At 71.9% G+C, this 16,257-nt stretch carries 10 protein-coding genes; 5 read left to right on the top strand and 5 right to left on the bottom strand.

Annotated elements, in window-relative coordinates; genetic code table 11:
• The first annotated feature begins 205 nt into the window (after nucleotides 1-205).
• Together SAVERM_RS16500 and SAVERM_RS16495 are read left to right on the top strand one after the other, a co-directional pair.
• Nucleotides 206-613 (top strand): ATP-binding protein, encoded by a 408-nt coding sequence (locus tag SAVERM_RS16500; protein ID WP_037645012.1) that lies wholly within the window; start codon nucleotides 206-208, stop codon nucleotides 611-613.
• A 306-nt stretch (nucleotides 614-919) separates the two neighbouring features.
• On the top strand, nucleotides 920-3,721 hold the full coding sequence (locus tag SAVERM_RS16495) for a SpoIIE family protein phosphatase (RefSeq protein ID WP_037645013.1): 2,802 nt from the start codon (nucleotides 920-922) through the stop codon (nucleotides 3,719-3,721).
• An 87-nt stretch (nucleotides 3,722-3,808) separates the two neighbouring features.
• Here the strand turns inward: SAVERM_RS16495 and SAVERM_RS16490 are convergent, their stop codons facing one another.
• Nucleotides 3,809-6,139: a hypothetical protein gene (locus SAVERM_RS16490; protein ID WP_137865235.1), complete on the bottom strand. Its 2,331-nt coding sequence runs from the start codon at nucleotides 6,137-6,139 to the stop codon at nucleotides 3,809-3,811.
• A gap of 139 nt (nucleotides 6,140-6,278) precedes the next feature.
• On the opposite strand from SAVERM_RS16490, the gene SAVERM_RS16485 reads away from it, so the two are divergent.
• On the top strand, nucleotides 6,279-7,442 hold the full coding sequence (locus SAVERM_RS16485; protein ID WP_107083279.1) for a glycoside hydrolase family 18 protein: 1,164 nt from the start codon (nucleotides 6,279-6,281) through the stop codon (nucleotides 7,440-7,442).
• Between the two features lie 95 nt (nucleotides 7,443-7,537).
• On the opposite strand, the gene SAVERM_RS16480 is transcribed toward SAVERM_RS16485, so the two are convergent.
• Genes SAVERM_RS16480 through SAVERM_RS16465 form a run of 4 tightly spaced genes read right to left on the bottom strand, consistent with a single transcriptional unit; the run spans nucleotide 7,538 to nucleotide 11,496 of the window.
• A complete protein-coding gene (locus tag SAVERM_RS16480) occupies nucleotides 7,538-8,314 on the bottom strand; it encodes a succinate dehydrogenase/fumarate reductase iron-sulfur subunit (protein ID WP_010984612.1) in 777 nt (258 codons plus the stop codon).
• Complete coding sequence (locus SAVERM_RS16475; protein ID WP_010984611.1) at nucleotides 8,311-10,314, bottom strand: fumarate reductase/succinate dehydrogenase flavoprotein subunit; 2,004 nt, start codon at nucleotides 10,312-10,314, stop codon at nucleotides 8,311-8,313. Before SAVERM_RS16475 ends, SAVERM_RS16480 begins: the two co-directional genes overlap by 4 nt.
• Nucleotides 10,315-10,330: 16 nt before the next feature.
• Nucleotides 10,331-11,152, bottom strand: a complete 822-nt coding sequence (locus tag SAVERM_RS16470; protein ID WP_010984610.1) for a hypothetical protein — start codon at nucleotides 11,150-11,152, stop codon at nucleotides 10,331-10,333.
• Between the two features lie 56 nt (nucleotides 11,153-11,208).
• Nucleotides 11,209-11,496 (bottom strand): hypothetical protein, encoded by a 288-nt coding sequence (locus SAVERM_RS16465; protein ID WP_010984609.1) that lies wholly within the window; start codon nucleotides 11,494-11,496, stop codon nucleotides 11,209-11,211.
• Between the two features lie 409 nt (nucleotides 11,497-11,905).
• On the opposite strand from SAVERM_RS16465, the gene SAVERM_RS16460 reads away from it, so the two are divergent.
• Together SAVERM_RS16460 and typA are read left to right on the top strand one after the other, a co-directional pair.
• Nucleotides 11,906-14,143 (top strand): ABC transporter family substrate-binding protein, encoded by a 2,238-nt coding sequence (locus tag SAVERM_RS16460; RefSeq protein ID WP_010984608.1) that lies wholly within the window; start codon nucleotides 11,906-11,908, stop codon nucleotides 14,141-14,143.
• A 183-nt stretch (nucleotides 14,144-14,326) separates the two neighbouring features.
• A complete protein-coding gene (gene typA, locus SAVERM_RS16455) occupies nucleotides 14,327-16,234 on the top strand; it encodes a translational GTPase TypA (RefSeq protein ID WP_010984607.1) in 1,908 nt (635 codons plus the stop codon).
• The last annotated feature ends 23 nt before the right edge of the window (nucleotides 16,235-16,257 follow it).

Genomic DNA, 16,257 nt, shown 5'->3' with positions numbered 1-16,257 from the left:
TGGCGCAGCGTGCCCGGTCCGTACGCTCCGGGGTCGTGCCGTGCCCAATATGCGGGACGGTGGGGCATGTGTTGTTCCAGGGGCTAGCGCCCGGTACGCCGTTCGTGCCACAGTGCGCCCGCGTGTGCGGTAAGGCATCCCGGATACCGGGTATGTGCCCCTTAACCCCACGAAACCGGACATTGGTGGGCTTCTGGCCTGGGAAGTGATCGGCGTGCTCGACACCGAAGGCGAATGCGCCGAGTGGACGTTCCCCGCGGAACCCGGTGCGGTACGGACTGCGCGTGCGGTCGTCCGGGACCAGCTGCGCACCTGGGGGCTCGACGAGCTCAGTGACATCACCGCGCTGCTGGTCAGCGAGCTGGTGACCAATTCCCTGCGGCATGCCACCGGCCCCATCGGCGTACGGCTGGTGAGCCCCGCCCAAACGATGCCCACGCTGCTCGTGGAGGTCTCCGACCCGCTTCCGGACCCGCCCCGTGAACGCGCCGCCGACTCCGACGAGGAGAGCGGCCGGGGATTGCAGCTCGTCGCATGCTCCTCCCGGCGCTGGGGTACGCGGCCGGGAGACACGGGCAAGACCGTGTGGTTCGAGCTGGCGGTGCCCGGCTGAGTCGTACCGCTCGGGGCGGATGCCGAGGGGCGGCTCCGGGGGCCGGCGCGGAGGGGTGGCGCAAGGGGCGCGCCGGGAGCGCACGGAGGGCGATTGGTTCAGGCCAGTGGCGCCTGCGAGAGTCTTTGGTTCGACGGGGCGCCACCTGGTTAGAAGACTGGGAGTATGTGCCGGCCGGTCCAAAAAGCATCGGGACCGTGCTGTGATCGTGAACACCGTGTTGTGCGGTGCCGTAGTGCTGGATACTGCGGGCAGCCGCCCCCGGTGACCGGTGCCGGACGCGGTGAGCTGGAGGGGACGGTTCGCGTGAGCGAGATACCAGCGAAGGCCACGGAGTCCGAGGACCCGTCGGACGGCGCGAGGGCAAAGGCCGTGGCTGACTCGGCCATGCCCACCGCGGCCGACGACGCGGCCCACCCCCGCAGAGCCGTCGCGGCGGACGGTACGGCGGACGGCTCCGTGGACGACGCTGAGAGCGGCTCCGCGGGTGAGGCCGAGAGCGGCTCCCCGGCTGCCACGGCCGATGCCCTGGCCGGCGGCCGGGCCGATGACCGGTCCGGCGGCCGGGCTGATTACGGGGCTGATGAACCGATCGGTACCCGGACCGGTGAGCCGGTCGGCGACATGATGTGGCAGAGCAGTCCGCCCGGGTCCATGTACGACTACATCAAGGTCGCCTCCTTCTCCATCGGCCCGGACGGGCTCGTCGAGCAGTGGAGTCTGCGCGCCGAGCAGATCTTCGGTATTTCCGCGGAGCGCGCGGTCGGCATGGACCCCATCGCGGCGTTCGTCGCGCCCGACCGGCGTGAGTTCGGACAGCGCAAGATGGCGGAGATACTCGACGGACGCGAGTGGACCGGCGTGGTCCCCTTCCGGATGCCCACTCCGGAAGCGACCGAAGGGCTCGCCGAGGTCTATGTGATGCCCACCACGACCGAGGACGGCGAACGAGCCGCCGTCTGCATCGTCGTGGACGTCCGCACCCTGCGCCGGATCGAGACCGACCTTGCCGCCTCGCAGGCGATATTCGGTCAATCTCCGTTCGGATTCCTGCTGATCGACACCGATCTGCGGGTACGCCGCGCCAACCAGCGCTTCGCCTCCACGTTCGGCGGCAAGGTGGACGACCACCGTGGGCGCTCCGTCCACGACTACCTGCCGTCCCCGGAGGCCGAGCGCGTCAGCGCGACCCTGCGCCGCGTCCTGGAGACCGGCAACTCGATCACGGACATGCACGTCACGGGCTTCGTCCCCGGCTCCGACGAGCGCCGCGACTGGTCCATCAACCTCTACCGCGTGCACAGCGGCAGCGGCCGCCCCATCGGTGTCGCCTGGCTCGGAACCGACAACACCGCCCGCCGTGCGGCCGCCCGCGAGGCCGCGGCCGCCCGACGCAATCTCGCCCTTCTGAACGAGGCCGGCGCCCGCATAGGCAACTCCCTCGACCTGGAGACCACGGCACGCGAACTTCTCGACGTCGTCGTCCCCGGCTTCTGCGACCTCGCCACCGTCGACCTGTACCAAGGGCTGCTGGCCGGCGACGAGACCCCGCCGGGCCGGGCCGACGGCAGTGCCGAGCTGCGCCGGGTCGCCTTCTCCAGCGCGGTCTCCGACGCCCCTTTCGCCGGTGGACCCGACCCGGTGACGGTCGGCGCGGTGCACCACTACCCCTTCAACTCGCCCGGCGCCGACGCCCTGCGCACCGGCCGCCCGCAGCACGTCCCGCCCGAGGACGGCGGCCTCATCCAGTCCACGCTCGCCGTCCCGATGGTCGCGCACGACACGGTGGTCGGCCTCGCCCAGTTCTCCCGTACGAAGGGCAGCGAGCCGTTCGGCGAACGCGACCGCGCACTCGCCGTGGAGCTGGCCGCGCGTGCCGCGGTCTGTATAGACAACGCGCGCCTGTACCGCCGGGAGCACGAGCGCGCGTTGATACTCCAGCGCTCGCTCCTTCCCCCGGGCGACCCGGAGGCGTCGGGTCTGGACATCGCGTGCCGGTATCTGCCGGGCAACGCGGCGACGGAGGTCGGCGGCGACTGGTTCGACGTCATCGAACTCCCCGGCCACCGCACCGCGCTGGTCGTCGGCGACGTGATGGGCCGCGGTCTGCGTGCCGCCGTCGCCATGGGCGAACTCCGCACGGCCGTACGCACGCTGGCGCTGCTCGACCTCGAACCCGCCGAAGTCCTCTCGGCGCTGGACGAGATCGCCCGGGGCCTCGGCACCCCCGGCGGTGTCCAGCAGGCCACCCGCACGGCCCGCCAGCCGCGCGACGCGGACCTGTCCGAGGTGTACCTCGCGACCTGTGTGTACGCGGTCTACGACTCGGTGACGCGACGGTGCACCTTCGCCAACGCCGGCCACCTGCCGCCCGTCCTCGTCGAGCCGGGCGAGACCGCGCTGATGCTCGACGTACCGCCGGGCATGCCGCTGGGCGTGGGCGGCGAGCCGTTCGAGGAGGTGGAGGTGGAGCTGCCGGAAGGGGCTCTGCTGGCGCTCTACACGGACGGCCTGGTCGAATCCCGCGACCACCCCCTCGATGAGGGGCTGCAAGCGTTCGTGGGCGCGCTCACCGACCCCACCAGCCCGCTGGAGGACGTGTGCGACCACGTTCTCAACACCCTCGACACACACCACGGCGAGGACGACATCGCGTTGCTGATGGCGCGTGTGCAGGGGCTGCCGGCCGAGTCCGTCGGCGACTGGACGCTGCCGCGGGAGCCGCGCAGTGTGGGGCGGGCGCGGGAGTACGCGCGCGGACAACTGGTCAGCTGGGGTCTGGAGCCGCTGGTGGACACGGCGGAGCTCCTGGTCAGCGAGTTGGTGACCAATGCGCTGCGCTACGGCGAGGGCGAGATCAGACTCCGTCTGCTCCTCGACCGCACGCTGGTGTGCGAGGTCTGGGACGCGGGTCTGGTGCAGCCGCGCCGGCGCCGGGCGCGGGACACCGACGAGGGCGGGCGCGGCCTGCAACTCGTCGGGCTGCTCTCGGCCGGGTGGGGCTCACGGCGGACGCCGCGCGGCAAGACGGTGTGGTTCGAACTCCCGCTCCCGGACGGCGAAACGGGCCTGACGGATCCGGCGGAGGCGCTGCTCAGCCTGTTCTAGCCGGCCGGGCGAGCGGGCGAGCGGGCGGTCGGACCCGGGAGGCGCTGCGCGGGCCGTTCCAGGCCGACCGGACAGGGCAGGCGCCGCTCAGTCCGCTGCGGGCGGACGGAACAGCTCACCGCCGCCCCTCCGGCCACGCGTCCTCGGACCGCCGAAACTCGCGGGGCCGCCGGAATACGCCGCCGGGCTGTCGGAGTACACCGTCGGCCTGTCGGAGTACGCCGCAGGGCCGCCCGAGTACGCCGCCGGGCCGTCGGCGCTCGTCGGCCCGCCGGAGTGCGCGGGGCCGTGGCGCGCGTGGTGCGCGTCGTCATGGCGGGCGCTGCCGCCGAGCAGGATCCCGCCGAGCACCGCGCCGCCCGTCCCGTCGCCCGCCGGCGCTCCCGCGCCGTACGGATTCCCGTACGCCCGCACATCGCGCTCGGCGACCTGCCGGGCCCGCCGGGCCAGCGCGTCGGCCTCCCGCACCTCCCCGAGGCCCACGACCGGAACGAGCCCCCACCCGGCCTCCACCTCGCCGACTTCCGGCCCGGCCCCGCCTTCGCGGGGTTGCCGTGCGGCTGCCGCGCCGGCGGATTGCTGTGCGGCTGCCGTCTTGCCGGGTCCCGGCGAAGCCTTGATCGTGTCGGCTTCGGGCCCGGCTCCGCCTTCGCCCGGATGCCGCGCCGCCTTTCCATCGCCGGGCCCCCGCGCCGCTCCAGCGTCAGAGGCCTCCCGCGCAGCCTCTGCCGCGCCCGGCTTGCGCGCGGTTTCTGCCGTGCCCGGCTCCGGTGCAGCTTCTGCCGTGCCCGGCACCCGTTCAGCTTCTGCCGTGCCCGGCTCCCGCGAAGCCTCCACCTCGCCCGGCTGCCGTTCAGCGCCCGCCTCGCCCAGCCCCGGTCCGGCGCCCGCCTCGTCCGCTTCCGTCTCCGAGCCGTCCGGTGCCCGGCCTGCCTCAGCCTGCCTGGGTGTCTCCTCCGCGTCGCCCCCGTGCCCTCCCCCTTCCGGCTCCGGCCGTACGTCGTTCCCGTCGCTTGCTCGCCACCCCGTTTCGGGCCGGTGCAACCTCCGTATCGCCTCCGCCAGCAGGGTGCGTGCCTCGTAGCCCACCGCGCCCCGATGTGTCGTGACGTAGTCCGACGTCGCGGCGGTCGCGCTGCGTGCCGTCAGGCGGGAGTGGTCCAGGCGGACGAGGGCCTCGTCGTCGTCGGGTTCGTGGTGCCGGGCGACGTCCACGCCCGCGTGCGCCTGCTCGATCCGGCGGAGGGCGCCGACCGGGTCGTACACCCCCGTGGACATCTCCCGGCGCACCTCCGCCACCACCGCCTCGCCGCGGGCGATCCGCCCCGGCAGATCCGCCCGGGCGCCGGCCCCGCCGTCCGTGCGGCCGCGTGCCGCCACGAGGCCGGTCTCCGTCCCGGCCACCGCGGCGGGCAGTCTCTCCGCCGCGGCGGCCAGCTCCGCGGCGAGCCGCGCGACGCCGTCCACGAAGGCCGCGGCCTGGTCGACGGCCCCCTCCGCCGCACGCAGCAGCACGACCGCCCGCTCGGTCTCACCCCGGTCCAGGGCCTGCCGGGCCCGGTTGAGGCTGCTCGTGGCGAACACCAGCCGGTCCTTGGCCTGTTCGACATGGCCCGCCACCGGCACGACGGCCGAGGGGGCATACCGTTCGTGCAACTCGGCAAGCGTGGTGTCCGCGGCCGAGGCCCGCACGGTCAGCTCCCTGAACCGTGCCTCCGTCCGCTCCAGCACGGCCGGCGCCTGCCGCTCGAGCGACCGCGTCTGGTCGAACGCCGCGGCCTCCGCGTCCAGCCGCCGCCCCGCCTCCGCGCAGCGCGCGACGATCTCCTCCAGCATCCCCCGGGTGTCCGCGCCGCCGCCCGCCACGGAGTCGTCCAGGCGGTGCCGCAGCCGAAAGGCGGCGGCCAGCTCGGACTCCGCGTACTCCAGGGCAGCCCGGAAGGGCCGTACGGCCGTGTCCCCCAACTGTGCCGCTGCCGCCCGCAGTTCCTCGGCGCTGGTCCGTACGGAGTCGTCGGTCTCGACCAGTGACCGCCGCGCCCGCGCCTCGATCTCCTCCACCGAAGCCGCCCCGACGCTCGTGCCGCCGGGGGTCGTACGCGTCCGCATGCGCCGTCGCCGACGTACCTGCGCGTACACCGCCAGCAGTCCCGCCGCCCCCACCGCCACGACCGGCAGGACGAGGTCCCCGGTGGACGTTCCCCCGCCGTCCGGCGCGGCCCCGCCGGGGGCGGACGTCGACGCGGCCACGAACTGCTCGGCCGGGATCAGGGGAACCGAATGATCCACTCCGGCCATCTCCATGGGCAGCACCAGCCACCCCAGGGCCATCAGGCCACCGGACACACCGTGCGCCAGGCGCACGGCTATGTGCGACGAGGCTCGGCGCGACCGGCTTCGACTCAGGGGCGACGTCACATTTCGGAGGGTATGACCGCTCACCCGCCCCCGCGACCGGGGTGCGCCCGGGACGGGGCGCCAGGTGCGGGGAAGGCCCAGGGAGGCCCAGGGGTGCGGGCGCGGAAGTAGTACGGGCGTACGGGAGGGAGCGCGGAGGATGGGTACGAGACATACGGACTCCGAGGGGGAGAGCCGAGTGGGCCCGCCGGGAGCGGAGCCGGGGCCGGGGTCGGGGCCGGAGCCTCGGGAGACCTCGGAGGAGTCCTCATCCCGCACCCCCGCCTGGGCCCGCCGCACGGCCCGCGCCTGGCGGCACCCGCGCCTGCGCCTGCCCAAACGCATCGCGCTCGCCCTCGCTCTCGTCCTGCTCCTGCCGCTCCTCGCGGCCGGCGTCGCCCTGCGCGTCAACTACGCCGGGGACCCGGCCGCCGGCACCCAGACCAGAAACCGCGACGCCCTCTGGATGGGCCACGCCTGGGTCGACGGGCGGAAGCGGGACGCGGACGTGAAGGCGCTCGCGAAGCGGCTGCGCGGCACCGGCATCCGGGACCTGTATGTGCACGCGGGCCCGCTGGAACACGACGGAACCCTGCCCGGGTCGGCTCATCCCAGGGCCCGTTGGCTGGTCGGCGCCGTGCACCGCGAGCTGCCGGGCGTCCGGGTCCAGGCCTGGCTCGGCGACAAACTGGCGAGCGAGGGACCGGTCGGGCTGCGGCTGGAGCGCGCGGCGACCCGGACGGCCGTCGTCGGCTCGACCCGGCAGATCCTGGCGGCCGGCTTCGACGGCGTCCACTTCGACCTGGAGCCGCTGCACTCGGGGGACCGCGACTACCTTTCCCTCCTCGACGATCTGCGCGGCGTCACCCGCTCCGCGCACGTCCAGCTCTCCGTCGCAGCCCACCAGATCGACCCCCTCCCGGCGGCCAACGCGATCCGGGGCGCTCTCTCCGGTCACCCCAAGTGGTGGTCCCAGTCGTACTTCGGCCAGGTCGCCCGCCGGGTCGACCAGATCGCGGTGATGTCGTACGACACGGCCATGCCGCTGGAGAGCCTGTACGGCGGCTACGTCGCCCAGCAGACCTCCCTCGCCCTCGAGGTCACCCCGGAGTCGACGGACCTGCTGATGGGCCTGCCGTTCTACTACGAGGACAACCTGAGCCACCACGGCTCCGCCGAGACGGTCGCGGCGGCGGTACGCGGCACCCGCCTCGGCCTGTCCCGCACGGACCGCGACCGGGAGAACTTCGGGGTCGCCCTGTACGTGGACTTCGCGGCCAGGGAGTCGGACTGGACGGCCTACCGGAAGGGCTGGCTGCCGTAGCACCGCCCGGACGCACGGGCCCGGAACGGTACGACGGACGGACGGGCGGCGCTATGACGGGCGGCGCTACGACGGCGGTGCTATGACGGGCGGCGCTACGACGGACGAGGCCGCCTTCCGATCTTCGATCCCAGCCACACCAGCGGGTCGTACTTGCGGTCGACCGCCCTTTCTTTCAAGGGAATCAGGGCGTTGTCCGTGATCTTGATGCCCTCGGGGCAGACCTCCGTGCAGCACTTGGTGATGTTGCAGTAGCCGAGGCCGTGGTCGTCCTGGGCCGTGCGCTTACGGTCCAGGCCGGTGTCGGCGGCGGCGTCCAGGGGGTGCATGTCCAGCTCGGCGACCCGCATCAGGAAGCGCGGGCCCGCGAACGCCGGTTTGTTCTCCTCGTGGTCGCGGACGACATGGCACGTGTCCTGGCACAGGAAGCACTCGATGCACTTGCGGAACTCCTGCGGGCGTTCCACGTCCTCCTGCTGCATCCGGTACTCGCCGGGGCCCAGGCCGGCCGGCGGCACGAAGGCCGGGACCTCGCGCGCCTTCGCGTAGTTGAAGCCCACGTCGGTCACCAGGTCCCGTACGACCGGGAAGGCGCGCAGCGGCGTGACGGTGATCGTCTCCTCCCGGGTGAACACCGACATGCGCGTCATGCACATCAGCCGCGGCCGCCCGTTGACCTCAGCCGAGCACGAACCGCACTTGCCCGCCTTGCAGTTCCAGCGCACGGCCAGATCGGGGGCCTGGGTCGCCTGGAGGCGGTGGATGATGTCCAGCACCACCTCGCCGTCGTTCACCTCGACCTCGAAGTCCTCCAGGCCACCGCCCTTCACATCCCCGCGCCACACCTTGAAGCGGGCCTCATAGCTGGTCACTCGTACAGCTCCTCTTCGGCCAGGTACTTGACCAGCTCCTCCTTCTCGAAGAGGGCGAGCAGGTCGGGGCGGACGGGTTCGGTGGTGTCCCGGGTGAGGTCGATCTGGCCGCGGGCGGGGTCCATCGCCGCCAACCCGCCCGTAGGGTCGGCCAGTCGGCACAGAAGGTTGATACGACGCCACGCGCGGTCCATCGCCGGGTGGTCCTCGCGTGTGTGACCGCCCCGGGACTCCGTGCGCTCCAGAGCCGCGCGTGCCACACATTCGCTGACCAGGAGCATGTTCCGCAGGTCGAGGGCCAGATGCCAGCCGGGGTTGAACTGCCGGTGCCCCTCCACCCCGGCCCGCCCCGCCCGTACCCGCAGGTCCGCCAGCTTCTCCAGCGCCTGTTCCATCTCGCCCTCGCGGCGGATGATGCCGACGAGGTCGTTCATCGTCTGCTGGAGTTCCTGGTGCAGGGTGTACGGGTTCTCCGGCGGGCGGCCACCGGGGGGCCGGGGTACGTCCCCCAGGCCGGCACTGTCCGCGCCCGGCTCCGGACCCTCGGCCGAGAAGGGCCGCAGTGCCTCGGCGGCCGCCGTGTCGACCTGGATGTCGTCCACGCCGGTGCGGTCCCCGGCCGGCAGGCCCGCCGCGTACTGGGCCGCGTGCAGCCCCGCCCGCCGGCCGAAGACCAGCAGGTCGGACAGCGAGTTGCCGCCGAGCCGGTTGGAGCCGTGCATGCCGCCGGCCACCTCCCCGGCCGCGTACAGACCCGGTACGCCGCGGGCCGCCGCGGTGTCCGAGTCGACCGCGATGCCGCCCATCACGTAGTGGCAGGTCGGGCCGACCTCCATCGCCTCGGCGGTGATGTCGACGTCCGCCAGCTCCTTGAACTGGTGGTACATGGAGGGGAGCCGGCGCCGGATCACCTCGGCCGGCATACGCGTCGAGACGTCCAGGAAGACGCCGCCGTGGGGGGAGCCGCGGCCCGCCTTGACCTCGGAGTTGATGGCGCGCGCGACCTCGTCCCGGGGCAGCAGCTCAGGGGGGCGGCGGTTGTGGTCCGGGTCCTCGTACCAGCGGTCGCCCTCCTCCTCCGACTGCGCGTACTTCTCCTTGAAGACGTCGGGGATGTAGTCGAACATGAACCGCTTGCCGTCGGAGTTCCTGAGCACGCCGCCGTCGCCGCGCACCGACTCGGTGACGAGGATGCCCTTCACCGACGGCGGCCAGACCATGCCCGTCGGGTGGAACTGCACGAACTCCATGTTCAGCAGGGGCGCTCCGGCGAGCAGCGCCAGCGCGTGCCCGTCGCCCGTGTACTCCCACGAGTTCGACGTCACCTTGAAGGACTTGCCGATGCCGCCGGTCGCGATCACGACCGAGGGCGCCTCGAGGACGAAGAAGCGGCCGGACTCGCGCTCGTAGCAGAAGACGCCGGCGACCCGTCCCCCGGCGGAGCCGCTCACGGCGGCGCCGTCCTTCAGGACCCGGGTGACCGTGCACTCCTGATAGACCTTCAGGCGGGACTCGTAGTCGCCGGTCTCCCGCTCGTCCTCCTGCTGCAACGACACGATCTTCTGCTGGAGCGTGCGGATCAGTTCGAGGCCGGTGCGGTCGCCGACGTGCGCGAGCCGCGGGTACTCGTGACCGCCGAAGTTGCGCTGGGAGATCCGGCCGTCCTTCGTACGGTCGAAGAGGGCGCCCCAGGTCTCCAGCTCCCAGACGCGGTCGGGGGCCTCCTGGGCGTGCAGCTCGGCCATCCGCCACTGGTTGAGGAACTTGCCGCCGCGCAAGGTGTCGCGGAAGTGGACCTGCCAGTTGTCGCCGGAGTTCACGTTGCCCATCGCGGCCGCGATGCCGCCCTCGGCCATCACGGTGTGTGCCTTGCCGAAGAGGGACTTGCAGATCACGGCGGTACGGGCGCCGCGTTCCCGCGCCTCGATGGCGGCGCGCAGTCCGGCGCCTCCTGCGCCGACCACGACGACGTCCCATTCCTGGCGGTCGACCACGGGCATCAGTAGGCCTCACTCATCAGAAGAAGCGCGGATCGTCGAAGGCGCCGGACGCCACCAGGAAGACGTAGAAGTCGGCGAGCGCCACGCTCACCAAGGACGCCCAGGCCAGCAGCATGTGACGGGCGTTGAGCCGCCCGACCCACTGCCACATCCGGTAGCGCACGGGATGCTTGGAGAAGTGCTTGAGCTTGCCGCCGACGATGTGCCGGCAGGAGTGGCAGGAGACGGTGTACGCCCAGATCAGCGTGATGTTGAGCAGGAAGACCAGGGTGCCCAGGCCCATATGGCCCCAGCGGTAGTGCTCGTCGCGGAAGGAGAGCACGGTGTCGTAGGTGAGGATGCCCGCGACGACGATGGCCGCGTAGAAGAAGTACCGGTGGACGTTCTGGAGAATGAGCGGGAAGCGGGTCTCGCCGGTGTACTTCTTGTGCGGCTCGGGGACCGCGCAGGCCGGGGGTGAGGCCCAGAAACCCCGGTAGTAGGCCTTGCGGTAGTAGTAGCAGGTCAGCCGGAAGCCGAGCGGGAAGATCAGGATGATGACGGCGGGGGAGATGCCCCACCAGCTCCCGAAGAGGTCCGCGTTCGGGCCCGCGTGCATGGTCTGGCACCGCTCCGCCAGACAGGGCGAGTAGAACGGCGAGACGTACGGGGCGGCGTAGTAGTCCGTGTCCGCGAAGGCCCGCCAGGTCGAATACACGATGAAGGCCAGCAGCCCGGCCGCGGTGACGGCGGGCGCCAGCCACCAGCGGTCGGTCCGCAGATGGGGGGCGGCGATCGCGGCGCGCGTACCGGTTCGTACGCCGCCGCTGTTCGGATGGGGTTCCGTGCCAGTGGCCAACGCTGCTGCTCCTCTTCAGGGCTCGGTTCGCCTAGGACCTGTCCTGGCCGGGGTACTCACGGGGCGTGGCGGTCGCGGGCGCCCAGACCCTCGTCGTCCGAGTCCGTCCACAGGGATTTGTCGTACGGGGTGTCGGGGATGGCGAGCAGGTCGGGTCGGCGTGGCGCGGCCGGCTCGGCGGCGGCCTCGCGCAGCAGCGCGAGGCTCTCGCGCAGGTGGTCGGCATCGGCCCGCACCCGGCGCATCTCCAGGCCCGCGCCCAGCTGCTGTTCCAGCCGTCCCACGGACCTCGCAAGGTCGTCGAGGCAGCGCTGTACGGACGTCAAGTCTTCGTGCACGGACATGACTTGCCCTCACTTCCGCGGACCCTTTGGCCCCAAGGCGGCAACGTTCATGCGCCTGCGAGTGTTGCGCGTCAAACCGGGCCGTGTGAAGAGATCTGCACGGATTCCAGGATGGCACCATCCCGAACGCGCCGCCACGCGCTCCCGGCGCGCTGGGCGCGCCCCCGGCGACAGGGCGCTGCCTCCATGAGCGGCTTCGCCGGGCCCGCACGGCGGACCCGGCGCCGGGCGCCATTGGGCTGCATGGGTGGGCTTCACCGCGCGCTCCGCCGTGTCGCCGCCCCCACGTGGCTCCGCTCCCCTTCAGTGGGTCCATAGATCTGATCAGCCGCATATTCCGCCAAACGTGATCAAAGCCGACCCTGTTCTCCCCAGCGGAGCGGTTCCGCGAGACCCGGAGGTAGCAGTGATGTCCCACGACGGCGTCGGACCGCGCGCGGTGATGCGCTCGGTCGTGTTCCTCACCGCGGGTGTGCTCGTGGTGCCCGCGCTCACCGGCTGCGGCGCGGACGACGAGGTGAGCAAGCCGGTCGCCGGGCAGGACATCGCGCCGGCCGAGCGGGCTCTGGTCGCCGACGGGGGCACCCTGCGCTGGGCCATGGACGCCGTACCGGAGACCTTGAACACGTTCCAGGCCGACGCCGACGCCACGACCACGCGGATCGCCGGGGCCGTGCTGCCGTCGATGTTCCGGCTGGACGCCTCCGGGCGCCCGCAGCGCAACCCCGACTTCCTGGAGTCCGCCAAGGTCGTCGAGACCGAGCCCAAGCAGGTCGTGCTCTACCGGCTCCACCAGCAGGCCGTGTGGAGCGACGGCCGCGAGATCGGCGCCGCCGACTTCGCCGCCCAGTGGCGGGCCCTGTCCGGCAAGGACAGCGCGTACTGGACCGCCCGCAACGCCGGCTACGACCGCATCGAGAAGATCGAGCGCGGCAAGGGCAACCTGGAGGTCAAGGTCACCTTCAGCAGGCCGTACGCCGACTGGAAGTCGCTGTTCTCGCCGCTGTACCCGAAGGACGTCATGGGCACCCCCGACTCCTTCAACGACGGCGCGCGCACCAAGCTGAAGGTCACCGCCGGGCCCTTCGGGCTCACGAAGGTCGACCGCAAGGCGGGCGAGGTCGCTCTCGCCCGCAATCCGCGCTGGTGGGGCCGCCCCGCCAAGCTCTCCGAGATCGTGCTGCGTGCCGTTCCCCGCGACCAGCGGGCCGCCGCGCTCGCCGCCGACAAGGTCGACCTCGCGGAGGTCGACCCGGCGGAGGCCGAGCGGATCACGCTGGCCGCCCGCGACAAGGGCGGTAAGCCGCTGGCGGGGCCCCGCGCCGCGACGACGCCCGCCGGGGCGCTGCGCTCCTGGGCCGTGGCGCACGGCTCCGACGAGAAGGCCGCCGACCGGGAGATCTCGGCCCGCAAGAAGCGGACCAAGGCGATCGCCAAGTACGCCGACCAGCAGTCGGCGCTGGGCGGTTTCGTGGTCCGCAAATCCCTGGAGCCCACCTACACGCAGCTCGCCCTGAACGGCTCCGGGGGTCCCCTCGCCGACGAGCGCGTGCGGCGGGCCGTGGCGCGTGCCCTCGACCGCACCGAGCTGGCCAAGCTCGTGCTCCAGCCGCTCGGGCTGCCCGTCGTGCCGGTCGGCAGCCATCTCGCGCTGTCCGGGCAGGAGGCGTACGCCGACAACAGCGGCGCCCTCGGCGGGCAGGACACCACGGAGGCGCAGGCGCTGCTGACCGACGCCGGCTGGGTGCTCGGCGGACCCGTCAAGGAGCAGAAGAAGACGGCCGGGTCCGAGGGGAAGAAGGCGCGCCCCACCAACGGCTCCGGGGACGGTTCCGGGGACGACGGGACGTACGTCGTCGGCGAGGACAACAAGCCGTCCGAGACCGACAAGGAGAAGAAGGACCCCAAGGACCACACGAAGCAGCACGGCAACGAGCAGCCCGGGAAGCACGCCGACGACCAGGTCGGCAAGCACATCGACGGCCGGCAGTACGTCCACGAGCAGGTCGGGCGGGGCGGGGCGCCGGGCGCGTACGCCCCGAAGGGCACCGCGGCGCCGGGCGGCACGTCGGCCGGGGTGCTGGCCAAGGACGGCAAGCCGCTGACGCTGCGCTTCGTCCTGCCGTCCGGCCCGGGGTCGGAGTCCCTGCGGGCCGTCGGGGCCCGGATCTCGCGGATGCTGGACAGAGTCGGCATCCGTACGGAGATCTCGAAGGTGTCCGACGACAGCTACTTCAAGGACCACATCGCGTCCGGCGAGTACGACCTCGCGCTCTACTCGTGGCCCGCCTCCGCGTTCCCGGCCACCGACGCCCGGCCGATCTACGCCAAGCCGGTCCCGGCGGCGGACGGCTCGCTGAGCGTCGAGCAGAACTACACGCGGGTCGGCACGGACCAGGTGGACCAGCTCTTCGACCAGGCGATCGCCACGCTGGACGAGGACGAGGCGCGCGACCTGGTCCGTAAGGCCGACGCCCGCATCTGGGCCGCAGCAGGATCGATTCCTCTCTATCAGCGCCCCCAGCTGACGGCCGCCCGCCCCACCCTGGCGAACGCGGGTTCCTTCGGCTTCCAGACACCGCTCTTCGAGGACATGGGCTTCCTGAAGAAGGGCGCCAAGCCGTCGGCCGGCCCGTCCCAGGGGTAGGGGCCTGCGGCGTGATCAGCCGGCGGGGCCCCGGGGTCGCCGGGGGCCGCGGGGCCCTGCGGAGGCTGTTTCCGTCAGGGCCCCGTACCATGGGGTGAGGCCGTGGCGTGTCCAGCCCGGCAGAGCCCGCGTAACACAGACGTACGCGCAGGCCATCCACTCACTCCGGGAGTACGCCGCAATATGGCCACGCGCCACGACATCCGCAACGTCGCCATCGTCGCCCACGTCGACCACGGGAAGACGACCCTCGTCGACGCCATGCTGAAGCAGGCCGGTGCCTTCGCGGCGCACGCCGCCGAATCGCTCGACGACCGCATGATGGACTCGAACGATCTGGAGCGTGAGAAGGGCATCACGATCCTGGCCAAGAACACGGCCGTGAAGTACCACCCGAAGGATGGCGGCGACGTCATCACGATCAACATCATCGACACCCCCGGCCACGCCGACTTCGGTGGTGAGGTCGAGCGCGGCCTGTCGATGGTGGACGCGGTGGTGCTGCTCGTCGACGCCTCCGAGGGCCCGCTGCCGCAGACCCGCTTCGTGCTGCGCAAGGCGCTGCAGGCCCGCCTGCCCGTCATCCTGTGCATCAACAAGACGGACCGCCCCGACTCGCGCATCGACGAGGTCGTCAACGAGGCCTACGACCTCTTCCTCGACCTCGACGCCGACGAGGACCAGATCGAGTTCCCGATCGTCTACGCGTGTGCGCGTGACGGTGTGGCCTCGCTGACCAAGCCGCAGGACGGCACCGTCCCGGCCGACAGCGACAGCCTGGAGCCGTTCTTCTCCACGATCCTCCAGCACGTCCCGGCCCCGACGTACGACGAGGCGGCCCCCCTCCAGGCGCACGTCACCAACCTGGACGCGGACAACTTCCTCGGCCGTATCGCGCTGCTGCGCGTCGAGCAGGGCGAGCTCCGCAAGGGCCAGACGGTCGCGTGGATCAAGCGCGACGGCACCGTCTCCAACGTCCGCATCACCGAGCTGATGATGACCGAGGCGCTCACCCGCAAGCCCGCCGAGATGGCGGGGCCGGGTGACATCTGTGCCGTCGCCGGTATCCCGGACATCATGATCGGTGAGACCCTCGCCGACCCCGAGAACCCGATCGCGCTCCCGCTGATCACGGTCGACGAGCCCGCGATCTCCATGGTCATCGGTACGAACACCTCGCCGCTGGTCGGCCGTGGCGGCACCGGCAAGGGTGCCTCCGCCAAGGCGGCCGTCAAGGACCGCAAGGTCACCGCCCGCCAGGTCAAGGACCGTCTGGACCGCGAGCTGGTCGGTAACGTCTCGCTCCGTGTGCTCGACACCGAGCGCCCGGACGCGTGGGAGGTCCAGGGCCGTGGTGAGCTCGCGCTCGCCATCCTGGTCGAGCAGATGCGCCGCGAGGGCTTCGAGCTCACCATCGGCAAGCCGCAGGTCGTCACCAAGGAGGTCGACGGCAAGGTCCACGAGCCCGTCGAGCGCCTCACGGTCGACGTGCCCGAGGAGCACATGGGCGCGGTCACGCAGCTCATGGGCGTCCGCAAGGGCCGGATGGACAACATGTCCAACCACGGCTCCGGCTGGGTCCGCATGGAGTTCGTCGTCCCGTCCCGTGGCCTGATCGGCTTCCGTACGGAGTTCCTCACCGGCACGCGTGGCACGGGCATCGCCCACTCCATCCACGAGGGCCACGAGCCGTGGTTCGGCACCCTGACGACCCGTAACAACGGTTCGCTGGTCGCCGACCGCGCGGGCGCCGTCACCGCCTTCGCGATGACGAACCTCCAGGAGCGCGGCGTGCTGTTCACCGACCCCGGCACCGAGGTGTACGAGGGCATGATCGTCGGCGAGAACTCGCGCGCCGACGACATGGACGTGAACATCACCAAGGAGAAGAAGCTCACCAACATGCGCTCCTCCTCGGCCGACTCGTTCGAGGCGATCGTCCCGCCGCGCAAGCTCTCGCTCGAGCAGTCGCTGGAGTTCTGCCGCGACGACGAGTGCGTCGAGGTGACTCCGGAGGCCGTGCGCATCCGCAAGGTCGTCCTGGACCAGAAGGAGCGCGGTCGCACCGCCAGCCGAGCCAAGCACGGCTGATCCACTGACACTTGAGCCCGGGT

Origin of the sequence: Streptomyces avermitilis MA-4680 = NBRC 14893 (assembly GCF_000009765.2) — a bacterium.
Lineage (GTDB): Bacteria > Actinomycetota > Actinomycetes > Streptomycetales > Streptomycetaceae > Streptomyces > Streptomyces avermitilis.
Note: the sequence above shows the minus strand (reverse complement) of the source record. Positions and strands in the feature narration are given on the sequence as shown.

Bases quoted from the DNA above. Each gene is read 5' to 3' on its own strand.
- SAVERM_RS16485 (WP_107083279.1), top strand. From the start codon at position 6,279: ATGGGTACGAGACATACGGACTCCGAGGGGGAGAGCCGAGTGGGCCCG.
- SAVERM_RS16475 (WP_010984611.1), bottom strand. From the start codon at position 10,314: ATGCCCGTGGTCGACCGCCAGGAATGGGACGTCGTCGTGGTCGGCGCA.
- SAVERM_RS16465 (WP_010984609.1), bottom strand. From the start codon at position 11,496: ATGTCCGTGCACGAAGACTTGACGTCCGTACAGCGCTGCCTCGACGAC.
- SAVERM_RS16460 (WP_010984608.1), top strand. From the start codon at position 11,906: ATGTCCCACGACGGCGTCGGACCGCGCGCGGTGATGCGCTCGGTCGTG.
- typA (WP_010984607.1), top strand. From the start codon at position 14,327: ATGGCCACGCGCCACGACATCCGCAACGTCGCCATCGTCGCCCACGTC.